General features: G+C 74.3%; 23 protein-coding genes. 9 read left to right on the forward strand and 14 right to left on the reverse strand.

What is annotated here, in order from left to right; all coding sequences use genetic code 11:
- Together BU198_RS33760 and BU198_RS33765 are read right to left on the reverse strand one after the other, a co-directional pair.
- Nucleotides 1-266 (reverse strand): hypothetical protein (locus BU198_RS33760; RefSeq protein WP_188300659.1); only part of this gene is annotated, 266 nt, incomplete at its 3' end.
- Between the two features lie 45 nt (nucleotides 267-311).
- Nucleotides 312-938: an RNA polymerase sigma factor gene (locus tag BU198_RS33765; RefSeq protein WP_317620438.1), complete on the reverse strand. Its 627-nt coding sequence runs from the start codon at nucleotides 936-938 to the stop codon at nucleotides 312-314.
- Nucleotides 939-1,267: 329 nt separating this feature from the next.
- Between BU198_RS33765 and BU198_RS33770 the strand changes: the two genes are divergently transcribed.
- Nucleotides 1,268-1,639 carry a hypothetical protein gene (locus BU198_RS33770; protein WP_188300660.1) on the forward strand — a complete coding sequence of 124 codons (372 nt, stop codon included), beginning with the start codon at nucleotides 1,268-1,270 and terminating at the stop codon, nucleotides 1,637-1,639.
- Nucleotides 1,640-1,846: 207 nt separating this feature from the next.
- Here the strand turns inward: BU198_RS33770 and BU198_RS33775 are convergent, their stop codons facing one another.
- The 6 genes from BU198_RS33775 to BU198_RS33800 form a co-directional block, all read right to left on the reverse strand.
- A complete protein-coding gene (locus BU198_RS33775; protein ID WP_317620444.1) occupies nucleotides 1,847-2,419 on the reverse strand; it encodes an ATP/GTP-binding protein in 573 nt (190 codons plus the stop codon).
- A gap of 124 nt (nucleotides 2,420-2,543) precedes the next feature.
- Nucleotides 2,544-2,885, reverse strand: a complete 342-nt coding sequence (locus tag BU198_RS33780) for a DUF742 domain-containing protein (RefSeq protein ID WP_188300732.1) — start codon at nucleotides 2,883-2,885, stop codon at nucleotides 2,544-2,546.
- A 143-nt stretch (nucleotides 2,886-3,028) separates the two neighbouring features.
- The gene (locus BU198_RS33785; RefSeq protein WP_188300661.1) at nucleotides 3,029-3,439 is read right to left on the reverse strand and encodes a roadblock/LC7 domain-containing protein; all 411 of its coding nucleotides are present in this window, start codon (nucleotides 3,437-3,439) and stop codon (nucleotides 3,029-3,031) included.
- Nucleotides 3,436-6,276 (reverse strand): nitrate- and nitrite sensing domain-containing protein, encoded by a 2,841-nt coding sequence (locus BU198_RS33790; protein WP_188300662.1) that lies wholly within the window; start codon nucleotides 6,274-6,276, stop codon nucleotides 3,436-3,438. The genes BU198_RS33785 and BU198_RS33790 overlap by 4 nt, the downstream gene beginning before the upstream one ends.
- A 126-nt stretch (nucleotides 6,277-6,402) precedes the next feature.
- Nucleotides 6,403-7,287 (reverse strand): MHYT domain-containing protein, encoded by an 885-nt coding sequence (locus BU198_RS33795; protein WP_188300663.1) that lies wholly within the window; start codon nucleotides 7,285-7,287, stop codon nucleotides 6,403-6,405.
- 364 nt (nucleotides 7,288-7,651) lie between these two features.
- Nucleotides 7,652-9,064 carry a cytochrome P450 gene (locus BU198_RS33800; RefSeq protein ID WP_188300664.1) on the reverse strand — a complete coding sequence of 471 codons (1,413 nt, stop codon included), beginning with the start codon at nucleotides 9,062-9,064 and terminating at the stop codon, nucleotides 7,652-7,654.
- A 550-nt stretch (nucleotides 9,065-9,614) separates the two neighbouring features.
- Between BU198_RS33800 and modA the strand changes: the two genes are divergently transcribed.
- From modA to BU198_RS33815, 3 genes are all read left to right on the forward strand, one after another.
- Nucleotides 9,615-10,466, forward strand: coding sequence for a molybdate ABC transporter substrate-binding protein (gene modA, locus BU198_RS33805; RefSeq protein ID WP_188300665.1), 852 nt, complete (start codon nucleotides 9,615-9,617; stop codon nucleotides 10,464-10,466).
- Between the two features lie 92 nt (nucleotides 10,467-10,558).
- Nucleotides 10,559-11,380 (forward strand): ABC transporter permease, encoded by an 822-nt coding sequence (locus tag BU198_RS33810; protein ID WP_188300734.1) that lies wholly within the window; start codon nucleotides 10,559-10,561, stop codon nucleotides 11,378-11,380.
- 91 nt (nucleotides 11,381-11,471) lie between these two features.
- Nucleotides 11,472-12,548, forward strand: coding sequence for an ABC transporter ATP-binding protein (locus BU198_RS33815; RefSeq protein ID WP_188300666.1), 1,077 nt, complete (start codon nucleotides 11,472-11,474; stop codon nucleotides 12,546-12,548).
- A 127-nt stretch (nucleotides 12,549-12,675) separates the two neighbouring features.
- Here the strand turns inward: BU198_RS33815 and BU198_RS33820 are convergent, their stop codons facing one another.
- Together BU198_RS33820 and BU198_RS33825 are read right to left on the reverse strand one after the other, a co-directional pair.
- Nucleotides 12,676-13,335: a response regulator transcription factor gene (locus BU198_RS33820; protein ID WP_188300735.1), complete on the reverse strand. Its 660-nt coding sequence runs from the start codon at nucleotides 13,333-13,335 to the stop codon at nucleotides 12,676-12,678.
- A gap of 44 nt (nucleotides 13,336-13,379) precedes the next feature.
- Nucleotides 13,380-14,663 carry a sensor histidine kinase gene (locus BU198_RS33825; protein WP_188300667.1) on the reverse strand — a complete coding sequence of 428 codons (1,284 nt, stop codon included), beginning with the start codon at nucleotides 14,661-14,663 and terminating at the stop codon, nucleotides 13,380-13,382.
- 200 nt (nucleotides 14,664-14,863) lie between these two features.
- Between BU198_RS33825 and BU198_RS33830 the strand changes: the two genes are divergently transcribed.
- Genes BU198_RS33830 through BU198_RS33840 form a run of 3 tightly spaced genes read left to right on the forward strand, consistent with a single transcriptional unit; the run spans nucleotide 14,864 to nucleotide 17,321 of the window.
- Entirely contained in the window at nucleotides 14,864-15,781 is a 918-nt protein-coding gene (locus BU198_RS33830) for an ATP-binding cassette domain-containing protein (RefSeq protein ID WP_188300668.1), read from the forward strand.
- On the forward strand, nucleotides 15,778-16,548 hold the full coding sequence (locus BU198_RS33835; RefSeq protein ID WP_188300669.1) for an ABC transporter permease: 771 nt from the start codon (nucleotides 15,778-15,780) through the stop codon (nucleotides 16,546-16,548). The genes BU198_RS33830 and BU198_RS33835 overlap by 4 nt, the downstream gene beginning before the upstream one ends.
- Before the next feature lie 29 nt (nucleotides 16,549-16,577).
- A complete protein-coding gene (locus BU198_RS33840) occupies nucleotides 16,578-17,321 on the forward strand; it encodes a hypothetical protein (RefSeq protein ID WP_188300670.1) in 744 nt (247 codons plus the stop codon).
- 150 nt (nucleotides 17,322-17,471) lie between these two features.
- Here the strand turns inward: BU198_RS33840 and BU198_RS33845 are convergent, their stop codons facing one another.
- Nucleotides 17,472-18,185, reverse strand: coding sequence for an aminoacyl-tRNA hydrolase (locus BU198_RS33845; RefSeq protein ID WP_188300671.1), 714 nt, complete (start codon nucleotides 18,183-18,185; stop codon nucleotides 17,472-17,474).
- 183 nt (nucleotides 18,186-18,368) lie between these two features.
- Complete coding sequence (locus BU198_RS33850; RefSeq protein WP_188300672.1) at nucleotides 18,369-19,298, reverse strand: hypothetical protein; 930 nt, start codon at nucleotides 19,296-19,298, stop codon at nucleotides 18,369-18,371.
- Between the two features lie 125 nt (nucleotides 19,299-19,423).
- On the opposite strand from BU198_RS33850, the gene BU198_RS33855 reads away from it, so the two are divergent.
- Together BU198_RS33855 and BU198_RS33860 are read left to right on the forward strand one after the other, a co-directional pair.
- Nucleotides 19,424-19,795 carry a YbjQ family protein gene (locus BU198_RS33855; RefSeq protein ID WP_188300673.1) on the forward strand — a complete coding sequence of 124 codons (372 nt, stop codon included), beginning with the start codon at nucleotides 19,424-19,426 and terminating at the stop codon, nucleotides 19,793-19,795.
- Between the two features lie 188 nt (nucleotides 19,796-19,983).
- The gene (locus BU198_RS33860) at nucleotides 19,984-21,123 is read left to right on the forward strand and encodes an NAD(P)-binding domain-containing protein (protein ID WP_317620439.1); all 1,140 of its coding nucleotides are present in this window, start codon (nucleotides 19,984-19,986) and stop codon (nucleotides 21,121-21,123) included.
- 3 nt (nucleotides 21,124-21,126) lie between these two features.
- Here the strand turns inward: BU198_RS33860 and paaE are convergent, their stop codons facing one another.
- Nucleotides 21,127-22,260, reverse strand: coding sequence for a 1,2-phenylacetyl-CoA epoxidase subunit PaaE (paaE, locus tag BU198_RS33865; RefSeq protein WP_188300675.1), 1,134 nt, complete (start codon nucleotides 22,258-22,260; stop codon nucleotides 21,127-21,129).
- Entirely contained in the window at nucleotides 22,261-22,854 is a 594-nt protein-coding gene (paaD, locus tag BU198_RS33870) for a 1,2-phenylacetyl-CoA epoxidase subunit PaaD (RefSeq protein ID WP_317620440.1), read from the reverse strand.
- Nucleotides 22,855-22,875: the final 21 nt, after the last annotated feature.

Below are 22,875 nucleotides of genomic sequence, written 5' to 3' on the forward strand. Positions count from 1 at the left end.
AGCACCTCCCACAGCGGACCGGCGTCGTGGTCGGCCACCCCGGCGGCCGTCCCCGCGCCGCCGTCCCGGTCGAACAGCCGGACGGCCAGCTCGGGCGGCGCCGCGTAGGCGATCAGATGCCCGAGCGGCGCGGTCAGGCCGGCGGCAGCCTCCTCCCCCGCCTCCGCCACGGCTGCTGCCCGGCCCTGCCGGTAGGCGGCGAGCAGTTCGGGCCAGCGGCCGTCCTCGGCCAGGGCACGCAGGCGGCCGTCCTCGTACGTGATCACGATTCGCAGCGTACGGGCCCGGGCGGCGCATCAGCTGACTTGCCGTCAGCTCGGTGCGTCGGAGCGGCGGTCGCACCCGATGCCGCGCCCGGGGCTCCGCCGCCGAGCCCGGTCGCCCCGTTCGCACCCCCGTTCGCGGCTGCGCTCCCCCTCACGGCCGTGTTCGCGTTCGCAGTCGCGCTCGCGTTCCCGCTGGAGGACGGCGCGCAGCCGGCCGTGGGCGCGGCGCCGGGTGACGGCCAGCGTGCTGCGGTGCAGCCCGAGCAGTTCGGCCGCCTCGTCGACGCTGTAGCCGTCGAGGTCGACCAGCACCACCACGCGGGCCTGCTTGTCGGTCAGGAAACCCAGCAGCCGCAGCACCTCCCAGCGCGCCTGCAACTCGACCATCCCGCCGGTCGGGGGGTCGAACGCCCCCCGGTCCCGCGCGGCGGCGTCGGCCACCTCCGGAATCTCCGGCATCGGCACCCGGCGCCGCTCCCTGCGCCACTGGTCGCGCAGGATGTTCACCATCGTGGTGAACGCGTAGGCGTACGGCTGCGGATGGCCGAGGAAGCGCTCCGGCCGACGGGCGATCCGGAGGTACGCGTCATGGACGACGTCCCCGGCGGCGAGCGGACTGCCGGCCAGCGAGGCCGCCGCCTGCTGGAGCCTGGGCAGCAGATCCGTGAACACCCGGTTGAATTCGGCCTCCTGGTCGCCGTTCCCGCTCGGACCGAAGTCCTTTCCCCGTCCGCCGCCCGCATTCCGACCACTGCAATCCGCCATGCCGCTCTCCCCGGAAATCGGCACCCCGAACGCCCGGTCTGGCCTGGTCGCAAGGGATGTGACCCGACCGGACGAGTTGTGACACAGGTCACATCATAGTTCGTCGTCTCACCGTGCGCAGTCAATCGTATGCATCACGTCACCAGCGGTACGGGGGGCCGGACTTCGCCTTCGCGCGGACACCCCGGCAGCCCGGACGCGCCGCTCGACGAGAACCCTCGGCAAGGAGAACCACCATGCGAGGTTGCATCGCCAGGAAGATCACCACATTCGGACTGGCCGCCGCGGCCGCCCTCGGCGCGCTCGGGGCCACCGCCCTGCCGGCCGCCGCGGCGACGGTCCGGCACCGGACCGTCACACCCGGGTCCATCGAACCCTCGAACACCATCACGGCCGACGCCTACCGCTGCGTCATCACCGGCAACTACGGCTGGCGCTGGGAGGGATACTGCAACGTCTACTCCGGCCGCCTGCGCACCATCACCTACTGCGCCGACGGCTCGCACACCACCGGCCTGTGGATCGGCGCGCGACCGGAGGCCTGGGCGGTCTGGGGCAAGTGCCCCGGGTCCAGCTGGACGAAGATCGTCTTCCAGTGGCACAGCTGAACCCTCGACCCCTCGGCCGGAGCCCGGCCGAAGCCCGGCCGAAGTCTCGGGCAGGCCGGACCGGCGGGTGACGAGACGCGGGTGACGGGCGGCAGGTGGCGGCGAACGGCCGACAGATAACAGATGACAGATTTCGAAATCTGTCATCTGTTATCTGTCATCTGAAACCCGTCGGCTGAACTCCACCCGCCGCCTCAGCCCACCGACTCAGCCCACCGACGAGACCTCCGCGAGCAGCCGGGCGGCGTGCACCCGGCCCGCGTGCTCGACCAGCTTGATCAACACCTCCTTGCCCGAGGCCCGACGACGCGCGTCGCACAGGAGCACGGGAGTGCCGGCGTCCAGGTCCAGCGCGCGGGCGACCTCCTCCGGGCCGAAGTCCCGCGTTCCGGCGAACCGGTTCACCGCGACCACGAACGGAATACCCCGGTGTTCGAAGAAGTCGACGGCCGGAAAACAGTCGGTCAGCCGGCGGGTGTCCGCGAGCACCACCGCACCGAGCGCCCCCTGAGCCAGCTCGTCCCAGAGGAACCAGAACCGGTCCTGCCCCGGGGTGCCGAACAGGTAGACCGCCAGGCCCTCGCGGATGGTGATCCGGCCAAAGTCCATCGCCACCGTGGTGGTGGACTTGCGCTCCACGCCGTCCAGGTCGTCCACCCCGCGCCCGGCCTCGGTCAGCCGCTCCTCGGTGCGCAGCGGCCGGATCTCGCTGACGGCGCCCACCAGCGTCGTCTTGCCGACTCCGAAGCCGCCCGCCACCAGGATCTTGAGCGCGAGCACGGTGCCGTCGGGGTCCTCGGGCCCCGCGAGGTCGAACGGATCCGGCCGACGGCGCGGATCGGACGGACCGGACGGGCCGAACCGGTCGGTCGGATCGAACCGCTCGGACGAGTCGGACGGGTGGTCAGAGTGCACGGAGTCCACGGATGACCTCCTGGAGGATGCGCTCGTCGGGGAGCAGGGCGGGCGGAACGGGACGGCGGACCCGGATGAGCCCGGCCGTCAGCAGGTCACCGAGCAGCACCCGCACGACGCCCACCGGAAGGTCGAGGTCGGCGGCCAGCTCGGCCACGGACAACGGGGTGGCCCGGCACAGCGCGAGGATCCGCGCCTGCTCCGGGCCGACCGGCGGCTCGGACGCTGCCGGCCCGAACGCCGGACCGACCGCCGGGTCGGGCGGCTCGGTGATCACCAGAGCGATCAGGTCGAACTGCTGCTCCCCGGTGCCGGTACGCCCCCGGGTCATCGCGTACGGGCGGACCAGCGGTCCGGCCTCCTCGTCGTACCAGCGGGCCCGGTGGGCCGCGGCCAGCGGGTTGCGGGGGTGACCGTCGGGTTCGGCCCTCGGATGCTCCGGATGTCGCCCCCGGTGCGGGCGGGGCACCGGACTCACCGGCCGCCCACCGCCCGCGGCGGGGCGCTCAGGTGCTCCCCGACCCGGCGGACCAGTCTGGCCATCTCGTAGGCGACCAGACCGAGGTCGGCCCGGGCGGTGGCGAACACGGCGAGGCAGGTGCCCTCCCCGGCCGCCGCGACCAGCAGGTAGCCGCCCTCCAACTCGACCATGGTCTGGCGGACTTCGCCCGCACCGAAGTGCCGACCGGCGCCCTTGGCGAGGCTGTGGAAGCCGGAGGCGATGGCGGCCAGGTGCTCGCCGTCCTCGCGCGCCAGGCCCGCCGAGGTGCCCATGGCCAGGCCGTCGGCGGAGAGCATGACGGCGAAGCGGAGTTCGGGGGCGCGCTGGACCAGCTCGTCGAGGAGCCAGTTCAGCTCCCCCGCGCGGTGGGTGGTGGCGATCACGGACGGTCTCCTTCGGGTCGGGACGAGGATCGGGGGTGGCGCGACCGCGGCGACTGCGGAGGGTCGGCGGGCTGCCCGTCCCACCGACTCTCCGGGGACAGGCCGCGCGCCCACCCGTTCTGGAAGGCCGCCATCGCCGCCCGGGCCGCCTCGGGACTGCGGCCCGCGGGCCCACAGCCGTCACCCCAACCGTCACCGGAGCCGGACTCGACGGCGACATCGGAGGCGGAGGGCGCGGCGGAGGCGGCGGCCGTGCGACGCCCGTACGGGGCCGGGCGGGTCGGAGCCTCGCGCAGCTGCGGCGCGAGGCTCGCCTGGCGGGTCCGGCGTGGCAACTCCTCGGGGCCCTGGTCGACCCGGTGACCGCCCGAGGGCGGTCCGGATTCCGGCTCAGGGCACGATTCCGTACGGTTCGGCTCCGCACCGTACGGATGCGGCGGCCCGGCCTGCGGACGGGCTTCCGCACCCGCACCCTCGTCCGCGGCCGGACCGGCCACCCGGGGCCCTGAGGCCCGGAAGGGGGTGCGGCGCAACGGTCCGGGGTCGGCGCCCCGGACGCCGAACGCCAGCAGCGCCCCGCCCTCCGACGGCGGCCCACCCGCCGTCGGAACCCCGCCCTGCGGGGGTTCCCGGTGCCACGGACCGCCGACCGGGACACCCCTCGGATCGTCCACCCGGCCGGGCGCCGGCGCGAACTCCCGCTCCGGAGCGCCCTGCTGAGCCCACCCACCGAACGCCGGATCCACCGGCCCCACCGCGACCGCCCCGCCGCCCGAAGTCGCCACTGGCCCCACCGGTTCGAAGGCGTACCGCGCCTCCGCCGTCTCCTCGGCCAGCAGCGTGGTGGGCAGCAGGGCGACGGCGGTGGTGCCCCCGTACGCGGAGGTCACCAGGGAGACCTTGACGTCCTGCCGCCGGGCGAGCCGGCTGACCACGAACAGGCCGAGCCGGTCGCTGTCGAAGAGGTCGCTCTGCTCGGCGGCGGCGATCCGGCGGTTGGCCGAGGCCAGGACCTCAGGGCCCATGCCGAGGCCACGGTCCTCGATCTCCAACGCGAAGCCGTTGCCGACCCGTTCGCCCCGGATGTGCACCCGGGTGTGCGGCGGGGAGAAGCCGGTGGCGTTCTCGACCAGTTCGGCCACCAGGTGGGTGAGGTCCGCGACGGCGTGGCCGGCCACGGCGGCGCGCGGCAGCGGATGCACCTCGACCCGGGCGTACTCCTCGACCTCCGAGACGGCCGCGCGCACCACGTCCACCAGCGGGACGGGCCGGCGCCAGCCCCGGCCGGGGGCGGCCCCGGAGAGGATGATCAGGCCCTCGGCGTGGCGGCGCATCCGGGTGGTGAGGTGGTCGAGGCGGAACAGGTCGGCCAGCTCGGACGGGTCCTCGGTGCGGCGTTCCATCGCGTCCAGCAGGGTGAGCTGGCGGTGCACCAGGACCTGGCTGCGGCGCGCGAGGTTGACGAACACCCCGGAGACCCCGGAGAGCACCTCGGCCCGTTCGACCGCCGCCGTGACGGCCGCCCGCTGGACGGTGCCGAGCGCCCGGTGCACCTGGCCGATCTCGTCGCCCCGCTCCACCGGCCGGGGCGCCTCGACCTCGATGTCGACCTCCTCTCCCGCGCGCAACTTCCGCATGGTCGCCGGGAGTTTGCGGCCGGCCAGTTCAAGTGCCGAGTTCCGCAGGCCGATCAGCTCGGTGACCAGACCGCGCCCGATCTGCACCGAGATCACCAGCGAGGCGATCACCCCGGCCAGCCCCAGCAGCACGGCCATCCCGGACGGGGTGAACAGACCCAGGGCGTAAGGGTCCTGGCGCTCGGCGGCGATTCGACCCGCCTGGTCCTCGACGGTCCTCAGGGCACCGGCCACGTTGCCCGCGACCATCGCCCAGCGGTCCGCCGGCACCGCCGCGACGGCGGCCCGGCCGTCGGCGGCCGCCCGGACCCTGTCCTCGTACCCGGCCAGCTCGCGGTGGTCCTGGCCACCGGTGACGGCGAGCAGCGCCTCCCGCTCGGCGGGGCGCAGGTCGGCGGCGGAGCCCACCTCGAACGCGCGCCGGGCGAAGGCCGCGCCGGAGAACTCCCGCAGCTGGTCGTCACCGAGCGCACCGGACAGCTGGGCAGCGCGCAGCAGCGCGTCCTCACGGGCGAGCAGCTCCCTGGACCGGGCCAGCTCCAGCAGCACCCGCGCGTCGGCGGCCGTCTGCCGCTCCTGGAACGGTGCCACGACGCCGGCGGCGGCGAGCGCCCGGTCCACCGCCTCGCCGTACGCGGCGTACGCCTCGGGCCAGCCGACGCTCCTGGCCAGGACCCGGCTCCGCAGCACGGGCAGTGCCGCGAGCGAACTGCCGAGGGCGTCCAGCCGGGTGGCCGCGTCACCGCCCAGGCCCTGGGCGTCCGCACGGTTGTAACCCTGGTCGGGGTGGCGGGCGTCCGGGAACAGCGGGGTGAACGCCCGGTCGGTGACCGTCGCCGCCTCGCGCAGGGCGCTCTCCCGGACGGCGGTGGGAGCGGTCGCCGGGGCGGCCAGCAGCTGACCGGCGGCGGTGCGTTCGGCTTGCAGCCCGGCGACCGTCTCCGCGACCGGCGTGAGCACCGTGCGCTGGGCGTCGCGCTGGCGCAGCAGATCCCAGACGCCCTGGGCGGTGGTGACGGTGGCGAACCCCCACAGGGCGATGACGGAGACGACCGGGACCATCAGCAGGGCAATGATCCGGGCACGGACGGTCCGGGGGCGCAGCCCGCGCAGCCACGGCCCTGGGCGCGGCGGACGGGCAGGCGGCCCGGCATGGGCACCCCGGCGGGCACCGGGGGCGGTGCCGCGGTCTTCTCGCATGAACTGAGGAGCCTTTCGAGCGGGAGGGCGTCGACGGGAACGCGGGGGTGGGGACGCGGGGCGGGGGCGGAACACGGGGACGGGAACGCGGGTGCGGGCGCGGGAGCGTGCACCGGGAGGCGGCGCTCAAGCCGCGTGGTCGCGCCGCCCGGTGTCGTGGCGCCCGGCCTCGCGGTGCCCGGCCTCGGCCTCGGCCGGGGTGGGCTCGGGGCGGGCCGGCTCGGGGCCAGGGGCCTCGGCGGGGAACTCCTCGATGACCGGCTCACCCGCCTCCCGGTAGCCGGCCCGCTCCTGGGCGGTCGGAGAGAGCGCCACGAAGGCCGAGGCGAGGAAGAGGAACGAGCCGAGGCCGACGGCGAGCGGGAAGACGAACTCCATCGGGCTGGCCCCGTCGAGCCCAGCCCTGGTCGGGTCCAGCCGGACGTGCACGGCGGCCATGCCCGTGTAGTGCATGCAGCTGACGGCGAGACCCATGGCCATCGCGGCGGCCGCGGCCGCGTACACGTTGCGGATGGTGACGGCGGCCCAGAGCGCGGCGGTGGCGGCGCCGACCGCGATCAGCACGGAGAGCGCGACCGTCCCGGCGTCGTAGTGCAGGCCCCCGTGCATCCGTACGGCAGCCATGCCCAGGTAGTGCATCGCGGCCACGCCGAGGCCGGTGGTGACGCCGCCGGACAGCAGGGAGAGGCCGCGGTGCCGGCCGTGGCAGACCACGGTCAGACCGAGTCCGGTGACCAGGACGGCGACCGCGAGGCTGAGGACGGTCAGCGGGACGGTGTAGCGCAGCTCGGTGCCGTCGACGGTGAAGCCGAACATGGCCACGAAGTGCATGGTCCAGATGCCGGAGCCGATCGCGGCGGCGGCCGTGATCAGCCAGTTCCGCCGGGCCGGACCGCTCGCGACCATGCCGCGCAGCGTGCAGCGCAGCCCGAGGGCGGCTCCGGCACAGGCCATCAGGTACGAGAGGACGGGGGTCAGCCAGCCCAGGCTGAGATGGTTGAGGGTGCCCATGGGACCTCCGGTCGACCGGTCGGGCCCGGGGCGGTACGCGGTGCGCCCGGGCTCCCCTCACCGGGCGGACTGCATACGAAGGGCATATGCCAACCGCATGTGCGCTTCCGGCCTGGGGTGCGTGGGACGCTACCGAGGGGCCGGAATCAGCCAAAGAAAGATCTGAAAAGCTGCCCGCAGGGCGAGGGCGTTGTGTTCGAATGTCCCGGTCCTGTGCCCAGTGGGCGATGGACGGCGGCGCACCGGCGAACAAATGACAGCCGACAGATAACAGCGCACAGATAACAGCGGACAGATAACAGAATCTGAAATCTGTCATCCGTCCGCTGAACTCCGTCCGCTCTCAGCCGTCAGCCGTCAGCCGTCAGCCGCCCGCCGTCACCCGGATCCGCATCGGGCTCGCCGCCCGCAGTGTGATCCCCTGGGCGAGCGCCACCCGCTGGTCGACCGCCTCGATCTCGAAGTCCCGCAGCAGCACCCCCAGCGCCAGTACCGCCTCCAGCATCGAGAAGTGCTGCCCGATGCAGGCCCGCGGCCCGCCGCCGAACGGGAACCAGGCGTAGCGGTGCCTGGTTTTCTCCGCCTCCGGCAGGAAGCGGTCGGGGTCGAAGCGCTCCGGGTCCACCCAGTGGTCCGGGTGCCGGTGGGTGACCAGCGGCGCGACCACGACCTGCGCCCCCGCCGGGATCACGTACCCGCCGATGACGGTCTCCGCGACCGCCCGCCGCCCGCCCAGCGCCGCCGCCGGGTAGAGCCGCATCGCCTCCTTCAGCACCCGGGTGATGTACGGCAGCGCGTCCAGGTCCGCCGCCGTGGGCGCCCGCCCGGCCAGGACGGTCCGCGCCTCCTCCCTGGCGAGCCTCCGCTGCTCGGGGTGCTTGGCCAGCAGGTGCAGCGCGAAGGCCAGCGCGGTGGCCGTGGTCTCGTGTCCGGCGAGCAGGAACACCAGGACCTGGTCGCGGAGTTCGTCCGGGTCCAGCCGGTCGCCGTGCTCGTCGCGGGCCCGCCCGAGCAGGGTGAGCAGGTCGTCCGCGGCCTCGTCGACACCGTCACGCGTAGCCCGTTCGGCGATGATCCGGTCGCAGACCTCGTACAGCGCCCGCCGGGCCTCCGCACCGCGCCGGTTCGACGGGGTCGGCCAGGTGCGCGGGAGCCGTATCGGCGCGTAGCCACGCTCCTTCACGTACTCGCCGAGCACCGGGAAGCTGCGGTGCACCACCGCCACCGCCTCCTCCACGTCGGTGCCGAAGAGGACGCGCGCGACCGTCCGCAGCGCGAACCTGGAGGTCTCCTCCGCCGCGTCCACCACCCCGCCGGGCACCGCCCGCCAGCGATCGGCGAGCGACTGCGCCTCCCGGGCGATCGCGTCCGCGTAGCCGTCCACCCGGCGCCGGGTGAACAGCGGCTGGACCAGCCGGCGCTGGCGCTGGTACTCCGCGTCCTGGCTGGTCAGCAGGCCGTTGCCGACGTTGGTCCGCAGCTCGTCGTAGAAGGCATCCTCCTTGCGGAAGTTGGCCGCCTCGCCGGCCAGCACCTGGTGGACACCCTCCGGCGAGAACACCCCGTAGAAGTCGGCCCGCAGCCCGGGCGGCCCGGCCTGGAAGTGCACCACGTCGCCGTGGTCGCGGCGGGCCGCGAGGTAGCTGCGCAGCGGGCGGCGGGTGAGGTCGAACAGCGATCCGAGCAGCGGGATCCCGGCCGGGACGGGTATGGCGGAGGTGGGTGCGGGCACCGGGACGCCCGCGGGAACGGGAACGGAGACTGCTTCGGTGGCCATCGGCACTCCTTGCGCGGGGATGTGCCCGTCGACGCCGCCGACGGGCAGTCGGCACCGGACGGAGCCGAGCCCGGACCCGCCCGGCCGAACCGACCCGCCCGGCTCCGGCCCCGCCTCACTCGTATTCGGTGCCCCCCTTGCGGGTCGGGTAAGCGTCACCGGCCACCTCGGCGATCGCACGCCCCCCGAGCGCGGGGCTCCAGCGTTCGGCGAGCGGCCGCACCACCACGCCTGCGCGCCGGTGCGGTTCACGTCCGGGGAAGGCCTCCTCGCTCCGGGCGAACCCCAGGACGGTCTCCGGACCGAACGGCACTCGCCGCCCGGGCGGCCCGCCGCCGTCGCCCCACGGGTCCGCCCCGTCACGTCCACCGGGCCCGCTTGAGCTGCCTGAGCCGTCCCACGGCAGCAGGGAGGCCGGCGCCGGGCCCGCCCGTGCGAACCGACAGGGGATGTATCGCTCGTATTTGCGGCACTATGATCGCCGTCGTGGCCGCACCTGCGACCAGTCCCTCGCGCCTCATTCGGCGCGTACCCGGGAGGGGAAGCCCCGATGAGCACCCGTACGACCACCACCCGCAGGCTCACCGTCGCCGTCGCGGCGGTCCTCGCTCTCGGCCTCGGGGTCACCGCCTGCGGCAGCGACGGCGGCAAGTCCTCCGGTTCCACCGCCTCCTCGGACGGCTCCGCCGCCCCGTCCGCGGCCGGCAGCGGCGGCGTCCCCAAGGCCTCGGGGACCGTCACCGTCTTCGCCGCCGCCTCCCTCAAGGAGACCTTCACCGACCTCGGCAAGAAGTTCGAGGCCGCCAACCCGGGCTCCAAGGTCACCTTCAACTTCGGCGGCAGCTCCGGCCTCGCCACCAGCATCAACTCCGGTGCCCCGGCGGACGTTTTCGCCGCCGCCAGCCCCGCCACCATGAAGACCGTGACGGACGCGGGCGGCGCCGCCGGGCAGCCGACGACCTTCGTCAGGAACGCGCTCACCATCGCCGTCCCCAAGGGCAACCCCAAGCACATCGCCGGCCTCAAGGACCTCACCGCCTCCGGCGTCAAGGTCGCCCTGTGCGCGAAGGAGGTGCCGTGCGGCGCCGCCGCCCAGACCGCGCTCAAGGCCGCCGCCGTCGACCTCACCCCGGTCACCCTGGAGCAGGACGTCAAGGGCGCGCTCACCAAGGTCGAACTGGGCGAGGTCGACGCCTCACTGGTGTACCGGACCGACGTGCGGGCCGATGCTGCGAAGATCGACGGTGTGGACTTCCCCGAGGCCGACAAGGCCGTGAACGACTACCCGATCGCCGCGCTCGCCAAGGCACCCAACAAGGACGGCGCCGCCGCCTTCGTCGCGTACGTCCAGTCGCCCGAGGCCAAGCAGGTGCTGACCGCGGCGGGCTTCCAGGCGCCGTGAGCGACCGCAGCACCGGCCCCGGAGAGAACCGCCCCGGCCGGGACCTCAGGACCGGCAACGCCGAGGGCCGCGGGACGGGACCCGCGAAGTCCCTGCCGCGCCACCACCCGGGCACCCGCCCGCGCGGCCGCCGCCCGCACCGCGTCCCGGTCACGCTGCTGCTCCCTGCGCTGCTCGGACTGGCGTTCCTGGTCCTACCCCTGGTCGGTCTGCTGATCCGGGCGCCCTGGAGCAGCCTGTCCGAGCAGCTCACCAGCACCGCCGTCTGGGACGCGCTGCGGCTGTCGCTGATCAGCGCGACCGCGGCGACCGCGGTCTCGCTGGTCCTCGGCGTCCCGCTGGCCTGGCTGCTCGCCCGCACCGAGCTGCCCGGCCGGCGGGTGATCCGGGCGCTGGTCACCCTGCCGCTGGTGCTGCCGCCGGTGGTCGGCGGTGTGGCGCTGCTGCTGGTGCTCGGGCGGCGCGGCATCGTCGGCTCCTGGCTGGACTCGGCCTTCGGCATCACGCTGCCGTTCACCACCACCGGGGTCGTGATCGCCGAGGCGTTCGTGGCGATGCCCTTCCTGGTGATCAGCGTCGAGGGGGCGCTGCGGGCCGCCGATCCCCGCTACGAGGAGGCCGCCGCGACCCTGGGCGCCTCCCGGCTGACCGCGTTCCGGCGGGTCACCCTGCCGCTGATCGCCCCGGGGATCGCCGCCGGAGCCGTCCTGGCCTGGGCCAGGGCGCTCGGCGAGTTCGGCGCGACGATCACCTTCGCGGGCAACTTCCCCGGCCGCACCCAGACCATGCCGCTGGCCGTCTACCTGGCCATGGAGTCCGACCCGCAGGCGGCGATCGCGCTGTCACTGGTGCTGCTGGTGGTCTCCGTCGCCGTCCTGGCCGGCCTGCGCGACCGCTGGCTGTCGACGCCGTGACCGCGCCCGCACCCGCCGCCTCGGCCTCCACCTCTGAGATCGCCGCTGACACCGCCTCGGACCTTCCCCCGCACACCTGGACGCCGCCCCGATGAGCACCGAACGCCTCCCCGGCCCCGCCCTGGACGCCCGTCTGCGGGTCGAGCGCGCCGCGTTCGCCCTCGACCTCGCCCTCACCGCCGCCCCCGGCGAGGTGGTCGCGCTGCTCGGCCCCAACGGCGCCGGCAAGTCCACCGCCCTGCGCGCCCTCGCCGGACTGCTCCCGCTCACCGGCGGCCACCTGCGCCTGGACGGCCGTCTCCTGGAGGACCCGGAGCGGCGCGTGCACACCCCCGCCGAGGAGCGGCCGGTCGGCGTGGTGTTCCAGGACTACCTGCTGTTCCCGCACCTCAGCGCGCTCGACAACGTCGCCTTCGGCCCGCGCTGCCAGGGCCGCCCCAAGCGCGAGGCACGGGCCGAGGCGGCCGGCTGGCTGGAGCTGATGGGCCTGGCCGACCACGCGACGGTCCGTCCCGGCCGGCTCTCCGGCGGTCAGGCCCAGCGGGTGGCACTGGCCCGCGCCCTCGCCGTACGCCCCCGGCTGCTCCTGCTGGACGAGCCGCTGGCCGCCCTGGACGCCCGCACCCGGCTCGACGTACGGGCCCAACTGCGGCGTCATCTCGCCGAGTTCGAGGCGGTGGCGGTGCTGGTGACGCACGACCCGCTGGACGCGATGGTGCTGGCCGACCGGCTGGTGGTGATCGAGGACGGGCAGGAGGTGCAGTCCGGCAGCCCGGCGGAGGTCGCCCGGCGCCCGCGCACCGACTACATCGCCCGGCTGGTCGGGCTGAACCTCTACCAGGGGCGGGCCGACGGCAGCCGGGTCACGCTCCCGGACGGCACGGTCCTCGCCACCACCGAGGAACTGGACGGTCCGGCCTTCGTCGCCTTCCCTCCCTCCGCCGTGACGCTGTACCGGGAGCGCCCGCTGACCAGCGCGCGCAACCTGTGGCAGGCCGAGGTCACCGGGCTGGACCTGCACGGCGACCAGGTCCGCGCCGAACTCGCCGGCGAGCTGCCGATGGCCGCCGACCTCACCCCGGCCGCCGTCGCGGAGCTGGAGCTGGCGCCGGGCGTCCCGGTCTGGGCCTCGGTCAAGGCCGCCCAGACCCACGCCTACCCGGCCTGACGGGCCCGGCCGTCCCTGACCCGCCCGCCCCCTGACCCGTCCGCCCCTTGCCCCGGCCGTCCCCTGATCCGGCCGCCCCACGACAAGGGCACCCCGGCAGGCCGCTCGGTGCCCGGCCGGGCACCGGTCACTCCGCCGGCTCGACGAACCCCGACTCGTACGCCGCGATCACCGCCTGGGTGCGGTCCCGTGCGCCCAGCTTCGCCAGCACGCTGCTGACGTGCGTCTTCACCGTCTGCACGCCGACGAACAGCTGCTCGGCGATCTCCCCGTTGCTGAGGCCTCGGGCGACCAGCCGCAGCACCTCCGCCTCGCGCTCGGTCAGCGCCGCCCGCTCCATCGCCGCCCGGGCACCCGGGTTGCCGTGCCCGGCGGCCAGCCGGCGGATCGCGGCCGGGAACAGCAGCGACTCGCCCGCCGCCACCAGCCGTACCGCCTGCGCGATCTCGGCCGGACGGGTGCGCTTGAGCAGGAAGCCGTCGGCGCCCGCGCGCAGTGCCTGGTACACGTAGTCGTCGTTCTCGAAGGTGGTCACGACCAGGATCCGCGGCGGGCGCTCCCCCGGTGCGCCGGGGCGCAGCAGTTCGCGGGTGGCCGCCAGGCCGTCCAGCACCGGCATCCGGACGTCCATCAGCACCACCTGCGGACGCAGCGCGCGGGCCAGGGCGACCGCTTCCGCGCCGTCGGCCGCCTCGCCGACCACCCGCAGGTCCCCCTGCGCCTCCAGAACGGCTCGCAGGCCGGCCCGGATCAGCTCCTCGTCGTCGGCGAGGAGGATGTCCGTCATCCCGGCGGTGGCTGCGGCCGGACCTTCCCTCACAAGATCGTTCGTCACGTACCCAAGCGTAGGGGCAGCCGGACGGTCAGCACCCACTGCCCGTTCCCGTCTTCCGGCGTCCCCGCCGTCGCCTCCCCGCCGAGCAGGGTGGCGCGCTCGCGGATGCCGCGCAATCCCTTGCCACCCTTACGCGTTGCGCCTCTGCCCGCCCCACCGGCCGAGGCCCGCACCGTCCCGTCCGCCGAACGTCCCACGCCGGGCAGCCGGTTGGCGCAGCTCAGCTCCAACATGCCGTCGCGGACGGCGATCCGGATGTCGACCGGTTCGCCGTGGGCGTACTTGAGCGCGTTGGTGACGCCCTCCTGGACGATCCGGTACGACTCCCGGGAGAGCACCCCCGGCAGTGTGCCGGGCGGCACCTCGACCCGCGCGTCCACCGGGCTGCCGGCCGCCCGGGCGGTGTCGAACAGCGCGGGCAGCTGGTCGATTCCGGGCTGTTCGGTGGCCACCCCGTTCGCCCCGGCCGGGGTCTCGCGCAGCAGGACGAGGGTGCGTTCGAGGTCGTCCATGGCCCGCCGGCCGGTCTCCTCGATGACTTCGAGCGCCTTGGCGACGAAGGCCGGATCCCCGACCTCGCGCGCGGCTCCCGCCTGGAGGACCGTCACCGTCAGGGCGTGGCCGATCGAGTCGTGCAGCTCGCGGGCCAGCCGGTTGCGCTCCAGCAGGCGTTCGGCCCGCAGCTCCGCCTCGGCCAGCCGCTCGGCCGGGGACGGCCCCAGCAGCCGTACGGCCATGGCGAGTTGGAGGCGGCCCGCGTACACCAGGAACCAGCCGGAGCCGAGCACCATCAGCGGGGAGAACGGGAGGTACCAGAGCGCCCGCGGACCGGTCAGCCCCTGGTAGCCGGCGGTGAGTGCGAAGACCAGTGCGAAGCCGACCGCCGAACCGAGCGCGACCCGACCGATCACCCAGCCGGCCGTGCGCCTCCGGTCGGCCCAGGTGCGGGAGGGCTCGGTGGCGATGTCCTCCTCGCGGTCGGGCACCAGCAGCAGGCGGGCCTGCACGCCTTCGGCTCGCCGTGCCGCCGGGATGAGCGCGGCGAGGGCCAGCAGCACGGTGTCCAGCGCGATGCTCTTCATCAGGATCTCGCCGAGGCCCTTGTCCCCCGTCCCCGGATAGACCATCAGCACGATGCCCGCGAAGATCCACCCGACCAGCAGGTGCAGCAGTCGTGCGTAGGTGGCGCCGGCCGTCAGCGGCGTGACGATCCCGGGAACCCTGCTTCCCGGCGCGGCGGTTCCGGACACCGCGCTCTTCAGCGCTGCGATCGTGGACATCGGGCCATCCTGCCAGGCCGCCGTCGTCCTCCGGCTCCCGCACCGGTCCGCCCACGACCTCCCTCCCGGGAGGGAGACGGCTCCCCGCGCCGGCGGGATCCGCCGCACCGGCCCGCTCCGGTCGAATGGAGCCACCGCCGGGGCCCACCACAGCCGGCACCGGCGGAGACCACCGACGACGGGAACGAAGGGAGCGGGCCGTGATCGAGATCCGGGGCCTGACCAAGGAGTACGACGGCCGACGCGTCGTCGACGACCTGACGTTCGAGGTCCGGCCCGGCGTGGTGACCGGCTTCCTCGGCCCGAACGGCGCCGGCAAGAGCACCACCATGCGCCTTGCCCTCGGCCTCGACCGTCCGACCGCCGGACACGCCCTGATCGGCGGCCGGCCGTACGTCGAACTCCCCGACCCGCTGCGGACGGTCGGAGCGCTGCTGGACGCCCAGGCCCTGCACGGCGGCCGGACCGCGCACGGCCACCTGCGCTGGCTCGCCGCGAGCAACGGGCTGCCGGCCCGCCGGGTCGACGAAGTGCTCGGCCAGGTCGGTCTCGCCGACGCCGCCGGGCGGCGGGTCCGGGGCTTCTCCCTCGGCATGCGCCAGCGCCTGGGAGTCGCCGCCGCACTGCTCGGCGACCCGCCGGTGCTGCTGCTGGACGAACCGGTGAACGGCCTGGACCCGGAAGGCATCCGCTGGATCCGCACCCTGCTGCGCGACCTGGCCGCGGAGGGCAGGTCGGTCCTGGTCTCCTCCCACCTGATGACCGAAATGGCCCTCACCGCCGACCACTTGGTGGTGATCGGGCGCGGACGGCTGCTCGCCGACGCCGCCACCTCCGAGTTCATCGACCGTCACGGCCGCACCCGGGTCAGGGTCCGCGCCGTCGACCCGGCCAAGCTCGCCGCCCTGCTCGGCGACACCGGCCACGGCCTCGACGCCACCGAAGTCGGCGACGGCGCCTGGGAGGTGAGCGGCGCCGAACCCGAGCGGATCGCCGCGCTCGCCGCCGCCAACGGCGTGGTGCTGTACGAGATCGCCGTGCAACAGGACTCACTGGAGGAGGCGTTCATGCGGATGACCGCCGACAGCGTCGAGTACCGGGCGGAGGTCGCCCCGTGAACGCGCCGCCCACTGCCGCATCCCTCTCCCCGGGCCCGGCCCGCAACGCCCTGCGCGCCGAGGGGATCAAGCTCACCACGCTCCGCTCGCTCTGGATCACCCCACTGCTCGCCCTGGCGCTCACCGCCGGCGCCACCACCGCCATCGGTGCCGCCCTCGGCGGCAAGGACCACAGCATCACCGACGACCCCGGTGTCGGGATCTTCTACGGACTCAACTTCGGCCAGGCGGCGCTGATCTGCTTCGGCATCCTGCTGATCGGCCAGGAGTTCAACACCCGCATGCTGGACGTGTCGCTCACCGCCGTCCCGCGACGCGGCCGGCTCTACGGCGCCAAGCTGACGCTCGGCGCGCTGGTCGGGCTGGCGGTCGGCACCGTCGGCACGGCGGGCGCCTTCGCCGGGTACGCCGCCACCGTCCCCGCCGACTGGGACGGGCCCGCCTTCGTCCGCGCGGCCGTCGCCGGAGTGCTCTACCAGACGCTGCTGGTGGTGTTCTGCCTCGGGACAACCGCCCTGCTGGGCAACCTCACCGCCGCCATGGGCCTGCTGGTCCCGTCCCTCTTCCTGCTCTCCCCGCTGCTCGGCGGCGTGCCCGGGGTGCGCGGGGTGGTCCAGTTCCTGCCCGACCGGGCCGGACAGTACGCGCTGCGGTACGCGGACGACCCGCAGGTGGCCTACGGCCACTGGACCGGGTTGCTGATCATGGCGCTCTGGACCGCCCTGGCGGCGTACGGCGGCCTGCGCGCCCTGCGACGTACCAAGTGACCACGGGGGAAAGGAAGTCGAGGACGAACATGAGCACGATGGCCGACGCCCTGCGCGCCGAACGGGTCAAGTTCACCACCCTGCCCTCACAGTGGGCGGCCCCGCTGGTCGCCCTGGCGCTGACCGTCGGCATCACGGCGGCCGTCGGCGTCGCCTACGGGACGAAGGACCACACCCCCGGCGAGGACCCGGCCGGCGGGATCTTCTACGGGCTGCTGTTCGGTCACGTCGCGGTGGCCTGCCTCGGCATCCTGCTGATGGGGCAGGAGTTCAACACCCGCATGATCGGCACCTCCCTCACCGCCGTGCCACGGCGCGGCCGGCTGTACGGTGCCAAGCTCGCGCTGGGCGCCGGGCTGGGGCTGCTGCTCGGGCTGGCCTCGACGGCGGGTTCGTTCCTGGCCGTCGGCACGACCGTGGGCCTGGACCTCTCCACCCCTGGCCTGGCCCGCAGCTTCCTGGCCGGTGTGCTGTACCACCCGATGATGGTGCTGCTCTGCCTCGGACTGACCGCGATGCTGGGCAACTTCAGCGCCGCGCTCGGCCTGCTGACGCCGATGGTGTTCCTGGGGACCACCTGGCTGGCTGCCATCCCCGGTGTCCGCGAACTCGGCCAGTTCCTGCCCGACCGGGCCGGCCTGTACGCGACACGGACCCAGACGGAAGCGGGCATCCACTACGGCCACTGGACCGGGCTGCTGATCATGGCGGCCTGGACCACCCTGGCGCTATTGGGCGGCCTGCGGGCGATCCGGCGGTACGAGCACAGCTGACGACTGGCGGGGTGCGGCCAACGGGCATCAGCGAACAGATGACAGATTTCGAAATCTGTCATCTGTTCGCTGGCATCCGTTCTCCGTCGCCCGTCGGCTGCCCCCTGCCGACCGTCGCCCGTTGACCGTCGGCCACCCGCCAGCCGGCCGTCACCGCAGCGCCGGGTGCTCCGCGATCACCGTGCAACTGCCGGGCGCGATCTCGGTGAAGCCCGCGTCCTGAACCACCGGCAGCCCGCTGCGGACGAGCTCCTCCCACGCCTCCGGGGCGGCCGTCCGGACCGCGAGCGCGAAGCCGGCCTCGGCCCACTCCTTGCGCCGCGCCTCGTCCAGCCGCCACCAGGCGAGCTGGGCGGCGTGCCCGGTCTGCGCCATCGTCTTGCCCGCGCTCATCTCCAGCTCCGGGTTGAGCCACAACACCGGCAGCCCCGGCTCGGGTGCGTCGACCTCAGCCGTCTCCTCCAGGTCCGTCCCGGACACCTGGAGCTTGGCGAGGTCCTTCGGCCAGCCGTCCAGCGGGATCGGCGGGAACACTCGCACCTCCGCCTCCCGTCCGCGCACCGTGACACCCGGCAGCTCCCCCGCCCGGCGCCACTCCCCGCCCCTGGCCCGGCGGACCACCTTGCGGATCCGGGCGTCCTCCCAGGCCGCCACCCGCTCCGCCCACTCGCCGTCCGCCTCGGTCACCCGCGGGTCGGCCAGCAAGGTGAGCACCGCGCGGGCCGAGGTCTCCAGCGCGTCCGTCCGACCCGGCGGAGTGGCCCGCTCCAGCCGGACGACCAACGGCAGCACATACTGCGGCAGGGCGTCGCGGCCCTCGGGCTCCGAAGCGTCGCCGGGGTCGGCCACAGCGGTAGGGGTCACGGAAGCGGAGGTCGGGGCAGTGGAGGTCGGGGCAGCGGAAGGAGAAGTCACCCGTCCAGCATGCCAGCCCCGTCCCGGCCGACTCGGCCCGCCCCGTTCACCACGGCGGTCACCCCGGCGTTCCGCTCGAAACCCCGCCCCGGCGTTCACCGCGGCAGCTGCCGGGCCGTCCGCCGCCCCCGGTCAGCGCCGGTAGCCGCGCTGCGGGTCCCGTTCCTCCGCGTCCTCGTACATCAGGAACCAGCCCTCCGGGTGGGTCGCCGCCAGCAGCACCTCCGTACGCTGCTCCGCCGCCAGCTCCGGATCCCCGTCGTCCGGCCCGTAAACCCCGAACAGCTCGTCGTGGCAGCCGTCCCAGTCGTAGTCGTAGAGGTCGGCCGGGAGGTCGCCCATCATGTCCGCCACCGACTCGGGCTGCGCACCGAGCAGTGTCCGGGCGTCCACCAGGGCCATCCGCAGCGCGATCTCCTCGGCCAGGCAGCGCGGCAGCGGCCACTCGCCGAGCGCGAGGTCGTCGGCGAGGTCGTCGAAGGCCCTGGCCATCGCGCGGCGCCAGTTCCGGTGCATCCGCCAGGTGCGCTCGGGCAGCCGGGCGAAGACCGTCCAGTCCGTGTCGTCGCCGTCGGCGACCGCCTCGTCCCCGTGCTCGTCGAAGTCGTCGTAGGCGGCGTCGGCCAGGCCGATCAGCTGGGTGTGGAGCAGACAGGCGGTACGCGGGGTGAGCGTCCAGTCCGCGCCCGCGCCGCCTTCCTCCTCGTCGCCCTCCAGCGGGAACAGTTCGGCGAAGTCCGGTGAGAAGTCCTCGGTGACGCTGATCTCCAGCGTTCCGCCGACCGCCTCGACGCCGGGGATGGCGGCCAGCAGCCGGTCCGGATGCAGCAGCGCGCCGAGCGCCGCGTTCGCGTCCTCGGAGACCTCGCGCAGCAGTTCGCGGCGTTGGCCGGCCGTGTCGATGCCGTGGAAGTCCAGTTCCTCGACGACCCTGATCGCGGCCGCGCGCAGGGCCGGCCAGTCGGTGATCCGCAGGCCCAGCACCACCGTCGCCTCGATCTCCTGCGCACCGGATTCCTCCGCCGCGCCCGGCCCCTGTGGATGATCGCTTCGCTCGCCCATGGGGCTAACGGTACGGCTTTTCGGTCCCCCGATCACCGGTCAGGACCAGCTTCCGGAAGCCTTCTCGGCCACCGCCCGGCCCTGCCTCGGTCACTCGGACGCAGGAACTCGGCAGGATGGGCCCCATGGCTGACATCAACGAGTACGGCGGCGGGCAGGGCCCGAACGCCGACGTCCTGGTCGTGACCACCAACGACATCCCCGGTTTCCGGGTCGACCACGTGATCGGCGAGGTCTTCGGACTGACCGTCCGCAGCCGCCACATCGGCAGCCAGATCGGTGCCGGTCTGAAGTCGCTGATCGGCGGCGAGCTGCGCGGTCTGACGAAGACCCTGGTCGAGAGCCGCAACGAGGCGATGCAGCGGCTGGTCGAGCAGGCCAAGGCCCGCGGTGGCAACGCTGTCCTGATGATGCGGTTCGACGTGACGGAGGCGGCCGACGTCGGCACCGAGGTCTGCGCCTACGGCACCGCGGCGGTGATCTCCCCGCTGACCTGACGCACCCCCGTTCACGGCCCCGGTCTCACGCGTCCCGTTCACGCCCACCGGCAGGGCACACCGACAGGGAACACCGACAGGGAACACCGACGGACATGCCGACCGCCCGCCGGCGGGAACAGCCGCCGAACCCCCGATGTTTCACGGGCGTGACTGTTTACGGTGCAACGAACAGCGTTCCCCAGCGCGTGGACGTCCTGGTGGTGGGCGCCGGACAGGCAGGTCTGTCCGCCGCCTATCACCTGCGCCGCCGCGGCTTCGCCCCTCATCAGGCGGGGGCCGACGGCGGCTTCGTCGTCCTCGACGCCGACGCCGCACCCGGCGGAGCCTGGGCGCACCGCTCACCGTCCCTGCGGATGGCCACCGTGCACGGCGTCCACGACCTCCCGGACACCGAATTCCCGCCACCGGCGCCCGAGGCCCCCGCGCGCGAGGTGGTTCCGAGGTACTTCGCGGCGTACGAGGCCCGGCACGCGCTCCCGGTCGTACGCCCGGTCACAGTGCGAGCCGTACGCGCCGAGACCGAGCGCCCGGACTCCCGGCTGCTGGTCGAGACCGACCGCGGCACCTGGTCCGCCCGCGCGCTGATCAACGCCACCGGCACCTGGACCCGCCCCTTCCTCCCGCACTACCCGGGCCGCTTCGCCGGCCGGCAGCTGCACTACGCCGAGTACCGAGGCCCCGAGGAGTTCACGGGCAGGCGGGTGCTGGTGGTGGGCGGCGGCGCCTCGGCGATCCAGGTGCTCTCGGAGGTGGCGGCGGTCGGCGAGACGGTCTGGGTCACCCGCTCCGCACCCGTCTACCACGACGGCCCGTTCACCCCCGAGTACGGGCGTGCGGTGGTCGCGAAGGTCGAGGAGCGGGTCCGGCAGGGCCTGCCGGTGCGCAGCGTGGTGAGCGTGACCGGGCTCGGCCCGTCCGTCGCCTACCGGCGCGCCGAGGAGCTGGGCGCCCTGCACCGCCGGCCAATGTTCGACCGCCTGACCGAGCACGGGGTCGCCTGGGGCGAGGAGGAGCTGGCAGTGGACGCGATCGTCTGGGCGACCGGCTTCCGGCCCGAGGTCGGGCACCTCGCGCCGCTCGGGCTTCGCTCCCCCGGCGGCGGCATCGCGCTCACCGGCACCCGGGCCACCGCCGACCCGCGCGTCCACCTGGTCGGCTACGGCCCGTCGGCCAGCACCGTCGGCGCCAACCGGGCCGGGCGCGCGGCCGTCAACGACCTGGTCAGGCTGCTCGGAGATCCTGTGCTCGGGAAACCGGAACTCAGCGAGCCGACGCTCGGTGAGCAGGCCCCCGGTGAGCCGGCGATGGAGCCCGCCGCCGTCTGAGGCTCAGCGGTCGTAGTCGACGGTCACACGGTCGGTGAGCGGGCGGGCCTGGCAGGTGAGGACGTAGCCGGCGGCCAGCTCCTTCTCCTCCAGCGCGAAGTTCCGGCGCATCTCCACCTCGCCCTCGGTGACCAGGGCGCGGCAGGTGCCGCAGACCCCGCCCTTGCAGGCGAACGGCAGATCGGGGCGGGAGCGCTGGGCGCCGTCCAGGATCGAGCGGTCGCGCGGGAGGCACAGGGTGCTGCCGCGGCCGTCGAGGACGACGGTGACCTCGCTCTGCGCACCCGGCGCGCCGTCGGACGAGGTGTCCGTCCGGTCCCAGTCCTCGTCGCGTTCCGGGAGCGGCTCGTCCTCGGCGTGGAACAGCTCCTGGTGCACCCGCTCGCCGGGCACGCCCAGCTCGGTGAGCAGTTCCTTCGCCCCGACGACCATCCCGAACGGGCCGCACAGCCACCAGTGCCCGACACTCCCGACGTCCACGAGTGCCGCCAGCAGCGCCCGCACCCGCTCGGGGTCGAGGCGGCCGCTGAGCAGTTCGGCGTCCCTGGTCTCCCGGGAGAGCACGTGGACCAGCTGGAAGCGGCCGAGGTAGCGGTCCTTCAGGTCGGCCAGCTCGTCCGCGAACATCACGGTGTCGCTGCGCCGGTTGCCGTAGAGCAGGGTGACGGTGGAGCTGCGGTCGGCGGCCAGCACGGAGGCGGCGATGGACAGCATCGGGGTGATGCCGGAGCCGGCCGCGAGCAGCACGTGGTCGGCCGGAACGCCGAGTTCGGGGGTGAACAGTCCGGACGGCGTCAGCACCTCCACCTCGTCGCCCGGCCGCGCCTCGCGCACCAGCCGGCGCGAGAACAGCCCGCCGGGCACCTCCCGCACGGCGATCCGCAGCGGTCCGCCGACCGGGGCACAGATCGAGTAGGAGCGACGCTCGTCGGCGCCGTCCACCAGCTCGCGCAGGGTCAGGGTCTGCCCGGGGCGGAAGGCGTACTCCTCCGCCAGCCCGTCCGGCACCGCGAAGGTCACCGCGACGGCGTCCTCGCAGAGCCGCTCGACCCGGTCGATCCGCAGCCGGTGGAAGGCCGGACGGCGGGCGGGGCGGATGCCGGTCGGCTGGGTGTCGGCGGCGGAAGCGGCGGGCATTCAGATCTCCTTGACGCGTTCGAAGGGCTCGCGGCAGGTCCGGCAGCGACAGAGCGCCTTGCAGGCGGTGGAACCGAAGCGGGACAGCTCCTCCGTGTCGGTGCCGCCGCATTGCGGGCACGGTACGGGGGGCACGACCGCGGTCGTGGCCGTGGCCGCCCTGCCGGGCGAAGTACCGGTCCCGGCTCCGGGCACGGCTCCGGGCACGGTTCCGGCGTGGGTCGGACCGAGGAGGAGCGCGACCGGTCCGGCCACGGCGGCGGTCGCGCGCGGCGGGGCGATGCCCGCCACGGCGAGCTTGCGGCGGCCCTCGGGGGTGATCAGGTCGGTGGACCACGGCGGGTCCAGCCGCAGCCGTACCCGGACGTCCGGGTATCCGGCCGCGCGCAGCCTGCGGTCCACGTCGGCGGCCATCTCGGCGACGGCGGGGCAGCCCGAGTAGGTCGGGGTCAGCCAAGCGGTCACCGTGCCGTGGGCTCCGTCCGCCTCCACCTCCGCCAGGACGCCCAGGTCGGCCAGCGTGAGCATGGGCAGCTCCGGATCCGGGACGGCCGCGGCGACGGCCCAGGCCGACTCGCGGGTCGTCGGGTCCACCGGGTCCACCGTGCCCGTTGC

Source organism: Streptomyces sp. CBMA156 (assembly GCF_014596515.1).
Lineage (GTDB): Bacteria > Actinomycetota > Actinomycetes > Streptomycetales > Streptomycetaceae > Kitasatospora.